Genomic DNA, 4,495 nt, shown 5'->3' on the forward strand with positions numbered 1-4,495 from the left:
GAATCGCTGGCGGTCCAGTCGTTGCTGGTCTCCACCCCGTCTGCCAGCATCAGCTTGTAGCGGGCCCAGCTGCCATCCTCGAAGGTCTGGGTTTTCAGCAGGTTGGCCTCCATATAGGTGTCATCCTCATTGCCAAGGCGACCGACGGCCCCGCCCACCGAACCGGCTGGCGTGATGTAGGGGCCGCCGCGCCCGCCGTTGCCATTGCCGTTGACCAACAGGCCCGAGCGGGCGTAGCCGTGAAACTCGAAGCCCTGGGCACCTGCTGTCTTCTCATCCATCTTCTGGCTGCGGTTGTCGGCCGCCTGCGCCTGCTCACTCGCCGCGCTCGCCTTCACTTCCGCCTGACTGGCACGGCTCTCTGCCGCCTCGGCTCTCGCTTCGGCTGCCTGTACCCGCGCCTCCAGCGCCGCCAATCTGGCCTCGACACTCTCACCTGCAATACTCGCCTGCGCCGCCCACAGCGGGCTGCTCATCCCCAATCCCAGCGCTACCGCCAGCGCCAACTTGCTCTTGAACATCATCATCTTCCTCACCTGTCATCTGTGGCCCGGACGGGCGCTGTTGTTATCGACAGCCAGAGCATAGCTAAACCAATTTAGCCAACTCAATATGACAACTAAACCGTTTCAGCAATAGTGTGAGCGGGATAACATTTGTACAGCAGGAATTGGCGGGAGTTGTGAGGAGGATCCCTCATCAGGATCCACTCAATAAGGCGGATCCCGATTCTGCGAGCAGCGACCCTGACAATGTGAATAGGAAGGGGGGCACCTCACCACCAACCGGATCAGGGTGCTGGCGATGGGTCTGCCAGGTATCGGCATACCCTATGCGTCATTCTGTTGGTGGAGATTGTTACACGCATTACACCATCAGGTTCGGCTACAAAGCAGCGTAAATAATACCGATCACGCATGCGATATAGCTGAATACGCGACATTCCTGTCGTTCAATTACCAAAATATCAATAAAGATGTTTCTAAATGTTTCTGGCGGTGGATTAATTATTTACCAATAAGAACCATTCCAGTAGCATCGCAGCATTGATTAATAACGGAGACCATCAGTGGGCAATTCATCAGATGACAGTAGGTTGTTGAGCTCGTCAGCCAATACCTGAGTCGCGAGATCCCCGCAGATTGTTCTGCCGCTATCTCGCACTATGCGGAGAGCGGTTTATTTGCACCTGAGTGCAATTCCTTCCCTGTATTCACTCGATGTCTGTTACTGACGCCATCCAATGCTACAGACTGGATGCGTAAATAATGCCTGCATGGGTCTTCTCCTGATATCAGGGTCACCATGTCATTACCACTGTTACCTCATCACGCCATGTTTTTCCGCCTCTGGCGTGCGTCAACGATGGCGAACCTCTATCGCTGCAGGTCAGTAGCCACAAGGCTTTTGACAAGGTGGCATGGGAGATGGCAACAGCCGCTAGCCGGGCGACGACCGTCCCGCGATCCGCTCCACCTTCATTTACTTGTGCCGAGTGCAACACCTGTTCATTCCCCATGCGTGGCTATTGACGGGTAAGCATATGACGATTCTTTACATCAATCAGGAGGTGTGTCATGGACCCTGACCCTGGAGCCGGTATCGGCGACTAGTCCGGATTAATTTTCGGGCGTTATTTCCTTATCTATTTTTGCTGATGTGATGTCAGTCGGAATTCTATTTTCTATTTTCCAGGCTGATGTATTAAAGGATATATAAATGCAATACCAAGATATTCACCAACAACTGTATGTACTGCTGCAAAACAAGGATCGTATGGGGATCCAGAGCCTCAGCCTGAATATTCATGAGGTCGATCTGGCACAAGCGATAAACCGCCTGACAGATAAACATATTCATACCTTTCTCAATCTGGTTCCTGCATTGCGTGCCGCACGCATCTTCCGCCATCTGCCCAGCGATATTCAGGCCAGCCTGGTACGTTCCATGGCCAAGCCCCAATTGGAGGAGTTGTGTACCCGCCTATCCCCCGATGACAGAGCCGATCTCTACAATCGTCTGCCCGCAGCCTTGCGCCAGACCCTGCTCGATGCGATGACAGATGAAGAACGTGAGGATACGCAACGGTTGGCCTCTTACCCGGAAAACCTCGTCGGCTCCATCATGAGCTCGGATTGTGCCAGCCTGACGGCTGACATCACTGTGGGAGAGGGGCTGCAACGGCTGCGCAGCACTGCTGCCGACAGGGAGAGTATTTATACCCTGTATGTCGTGGATGAAATGCGCCGCCTCATCGGGGTTGTCTCCCTGCGCGAACTGTTTCTCGCCGACAGCAAAACCCCCATCTCGGCCATTATGCAGCGCGAGCTGGTGAGTATTCAGGCCGATGCCCCCAAAGGCGAAGCCGCGGAGATGATCGCCCGTTACAACCTGCTGGCCCTCCCCGTATTGAATCAGGATCAGCAGTTGCTCGGCATGGTGACCGTGGATGATGCAATGGATGTTGCCGAAGAGGAAGATGCCAACCGGATTGCCCGCTTCGGTGGTACGGCTGCGCTGGGAGGTCCCGAACTTGATCTTCGCGCATCCAGCACCTTTAACATGTTCAGCGCCCGATTCTTCTGGCTGGCGGTCTTGACCGTATTCGGCATACTGACCAGCAATCTGGTCGCCGCTCAGGAAGAACTCATCAGCGAAGTACTGATCCTCGCAGCCTTTATTGCCCCTATTATCGACATGGGGGGCAACTCGGGCAGCCAGTCGGCCACCTTGGTGATCCGGGCAATGGGCATGGGTCAGATCAAGCTGAGCATGCGTGACTTCTTTTTCGTGCTGCGGCGCGATCTGCCCGTTGCAATGGCTCTGGGGCTGGGTGTCGCCCTGCTGGAAGGGGTGATGGCATTCTGGAGCAAGAGCATCGGCTGGGACATCGTCATGATTGTCAGCCTCTCTGCCATGACGGTGACTGTGGTTGGCAGCCTGCTTGGTCTGGTCCTGCCGTTTGCCGCACGGAAGATGGGGACTGATCCGGCAACCCTCAGCTCCCCCATGCTCACCTCGATCATGGATCTGTTGGGCGTGCTGATCTATTTTGGTTTCGCCTATGCCTTCCTCGGTGGGTCACTGGCTGCTGCCTGACAGCGCACAGCAGATGGGGGCAGCCAAACCACCGCCATCTCCGATAGTTCAAGATAAGAGAGAGAGGGAGGCATCACGCCTCCCTCTCTCTTTATATCGACACGGGTCTATGCCATCACTTGGTCAGATCGTCGAAGAAGCGTTTCACCCCTTCGAAGAAGCCTTCCGATTTCGGCTTGTGGGTCTTGGCAGCGGCGCCGCTGAAGGATTCGTCCAGCTGGCGCAGCAGCTCTTTCTGCTGCTCGGTGAGGTTGACCGGCGTCTCGATCACCACCTTGCACATCAGATCCCCTACCTGGCCGGAGCGTACTGACTTCACGCCCTTGCCGCGCATGCGGAACATCTTGCCGGTCTGTGTCTCCGGAGTGACCTTGAGCTTGACGCGGCCATCCAGGGTCGGCACTTCAATCTCGCCACCGAGGGCAGCTGCGGTGAAGCTGATGGGCACTTCGCAGTAGAGGTTGTTGCCGTCACGCACGAAGATCTCGTGCTCTTTGACGTGCACCTGTACGTAGAGATCACCTGCCGGAGCTCCTGCTTCCCCCGCTTCCCCTTCGCCGGAGAGACGGATGCGATCGCCGGTATCGACGCCCGCCGGAATTTTCACCGACAGGGTCTTGGTGCGCTGGTAGCGACCTTCACCGTGACACTTGCGGCACGGATCCTTGATGATCTTGCCGCGACCGTGACAGTGCGGACACGCCTGCTGCACCGCAAAGAAGCCCTGACGCATCTGCACCTGGCCGGAGCCGTGGCAGGTCGGGCAGGTCTGGGCACTGCTGCCGGTGTGGGCACCGGAGCCGTTACAGACTTCGCAGTGAACCAGAGTCGGCACCTTGATCTCCTTGGAGACCCCGCGTACCGCCTCTTCCAGCGTCAGCTCCATGGTGTAACGCAGGTCGGAGCCACGGGCCGGGCCACGACGAGCACCACCACGGCCACCGCCGAAGATGTCACCGAATACGTCACCAAACATGTCGGCGAAGTCGGCACCGCCGCCAAAGCCACCGTGGCCACCGCCACCCTGGCTCGGGTCGACACCGGCATGGCCGTACTGGTCGTAACGGGCACGCAGGTTGGCATCGGTCAGGACCTCGTAGGCTTCCTTGACCTCTTTGAACTTCTCTTCGGATGCGGCATCACCCTGATTACGATCCGGGTGATACTTCATGGCCAGGCGCTTGTACGCCTTCTTGATCTCGCGATCGTCGGCATCTTTCGCCACACCCAGTACTTCGTAGAAATCGCGCTTCGACATACTCATCCTGTGGTTACGCAGACGGGCGTTGGTTACCCAACGCCCGTGAATTCATTGACCAAGCCGATGGGCGAAGCGGACTCCGCCCATCTGGGTAGGGCTTACTTCTTGTCGTCTTTCACTTCTTCGAACTCGGCG

The 4,495-nt window shown here is 57.0% G+C and carries 3 protein-coding genes; 1 reads left to right on the forward strand and 2 read right to left on the reverse strand.

Annotated elements, in window-relative coordinates:
- Positions 1 to 527 (reverse strand): carbohydrate porin (locus G5358_RS20175; RefSeq protein WP_421324794.1); only part of this gene is annotated, 527 nt, incomplete at its 3' end.
- A 1,192-nt stretch (positions 528 to 1,719) separates the two neighbouring features.
- On the opposite strand from G5358_RS20175, the gene mgtE reads away from it, so the two are divergent.
- Entirely contained in the window at positions 1,720 to 3,099 is a 1,380-nt protein-coding gene (mgtE, locus tag G5358_RS20180) for a magnesium transporter (RefSeq protein WP_216954257.1), read from the forward strand.
- Positions 3,100 to 3,214: 115 nt separating this feature from the next.
- Here mgtE and dnaJ read toward each other — a convergent pair whose 3' ends face one another.
- Positions 3,215 to 4,357, reverse strand: a complete 1,143-nt coding sequence (dnaJ, locus tag G5358_RS20185) for a molecular chaperone DnaJ (protein ID WP_216954258.1) — start codon at positions 4,355 to 4,357, stop codon at positions 3,215 to 3,217.
- Between the last annotated feature and the right edge of the window lie 138 nt (positions 4,358 to 4,495).

It is taken from the genome of Aeromonas sp. 604176 (genome assembly GCF_049170755.1).
GTDB classification, from domain to species: domain Bacteria; phylum Pseudomonadota; class Gammaproteobacteria; order Enterobacterales; family Aeromonadaceae; genus Aeromonas; species Aeromonas veronii_A.